3 protein-coding genes are annotated in these 1,654 nt (G+C 52.8%); 1 reads left to right on the top strand and 2 read right to left on the bottom strand.

The genetic code is table 11. The features are described from left to right. Positions 1-829 (top strand): hypothetical protein (locus OOT00_RS15955; protein ID WP_265426416.1); only part of this gene is annotated, 829 nt, incomplete at its 5' end. A 15-nt stretch (positions 830-844) separates the two neighbouring features. On the opposite strand, the gene OOT00_RS15950 is transcribed toward OOT00_RS15955, so the two are convergent. Both OOT00_RS15950 and OOT00_RS15945 read right to left on the bottom strand, forming a co-directional pair. After that, positions 845-985, bottom strand: a complete 141-nt coding sequence (locus OOT00_RS15950; RefSeq protein ID WP_265426415.1) for a hypothetical protein — start codon at positions 983-985, stop codon at positions 845-847. A 313-nt stretch (positions 986-1,298) separates the two neighbouring features. Continuing rightward, complete coding sequence (locus OOT00_RS15945; RefSeq protein WP_265426414.1) at positions 1,299-1,427, bottom strand: hypothetical protein; 129 nt, start codon at positions 1,425-1,427, stop codon at positions 1,299-1,301. Between the last annotated feature and the right edge of the window lie 227 nt (positions 1,428-1,654).

The raw sequence follows: 1,654 nt of genomic DNA, 5'->3' as shown, positions 1-1,654 counted from the left end.
GATGGCATGGCAGAGGAAGAAGCCCGGCTGCGGAACGCCGAAACGGAGCTGGATACGGCGGGTGTATATCTCCTTTGCCAATACCCCAACCGCCACCAGCCACAGAGAACGATACTCATTTCACCGTGCTGAGATTCTGGCCATGCACAACAAAACCCTGTTCAATCTGCAGGCACCACCGGGCCATGAGCCCGTTCCCAAAGAACCGTACCAAATGGTAACCCTTAAAAGCGAGCATACGGCCGTAGTGGTGGAATGGATCCGTTTCACCGCACCCTATCCACCGCCAGCGACCATAACCCTTGCCGGCCCGGAGGGAGTGGAACTCAAAGAGCGTCCTCCGAATCCCAGAGGATTTGAGTTCCCGGGAGGGGCTTATAAGGGGTCTCAATGGGGACCTGTGGAAGTCGGGATCAAAACAACCTACTCGCGCAAGGTTTCCGGCGTTTCCGTTCCCGGCACAGGAGAAGACGCCCTGCCGGATGATGCCACCCTCGCGGAAGGTTACATACAAAGCCCGCGCCTGAAAGAAGCCTTGCAGGAAATGATGAACAGGCAACGGCTGAAAGACGATTCCATTTTTTTAGCCACCGGAGAACCGAACAGGCAGATATACTGGTGGCTGGAGCCGCACACCCGTATCTGGCGGAGCCGGTCCCAGCCTTTTCCGGCCGACCATCCCGAAAAGGGATTTTTTTCCCCTTCCATGTTTCCCAGCAACATTCCGGAGCCCTGGGAACGGCCCGCCCATGAGTATGAACACTTTATGCCACCGGCCGTTCAAGAAGAGCTGTACTTTCAGATAGCCATGGCGGGTGGATCCGGATAACCCGCCATTTCTGCCTCAGGCCTTCGTCTGCAGATAGGTTCCTGCTATGACCACAAGAAGGCTGAGCACAACCACCAGCACAAGGGAGCCGTTCAGCAGCCAGACTTTTCTTTTCAGGGCCTTATACTCCCGGTACATTTCATTCTTATCGTCCATGGTTTCACCCCCTGTTGACGTGCTGGCCGATCCTCTATACCGGGCATACACTACCCGGCATACAGGGCATTCATACTCTGGGAATGGATCTCCGTGCTTGCGGATATACCCGCATTTTGGGCATTCCATAGGCGCATCCTTTGATTGAATTTTTGTTCTAACATAGAACGCACAAGAGGAATACCGTGTCAACAATGAACGCTGTTTTTTGTGTTGCACCGCAATCAAAAAGGAGGCGTTTTCAAGTAAGATACTGTTTTTTTAAAGGGTGCGGCACAAGCAGCCCATGAATTTTTTCTCTGATATATCAGTCTTATGCCAGCCGAAAGACAAAAGCGGTGGCGACCGGAACAAAAACGGGCAAGCCCATGGCAAGGCGCACAACAAGGGACGAAACAAAACGGAGATTTCCTGAATACCCCGCCACGATGCTTTTTTCCACAAGCTTCCTGCTTCTGTACCCAACGGCGTTCTTCAGCCCGTCAAGCAAAATCATGGTCGGATCAGACGAAAAGAACACTCATCCACGCGAATCTAAGGCACAAGCGGTAAATGTCGCTCTTTTGGGGCCTATACTTTGGCAACAGGGCTGTATGTACCACAAAAGGCGGCCCTCCTTACGGTCGTTAGAGACCTTAATGACAACAGCCAATGAAAACCACAACCGGA

The organism is Desulfobotulus pelophilus, assembly GCF_026155325.1.
Lineage (GTDB): Bacteria > Desulfobacterota > Desulfobacteria > Desulfobacterales > ASO4-4 > Desulfobotulus > Desulfobotulus pelophilus.
This window is presented reverse-complemented; position numbering and strand designations above follow the sequence as displayed.

Coding starts and splice junctions, on each gene's coding strand:
- OOT00_RS15950 (WP_265426415.1), bottom strand. CDS start 985: ATGGACGATAAGAATGAAATGTACCGGGAGTATAAGGCCCTGAAAAGA.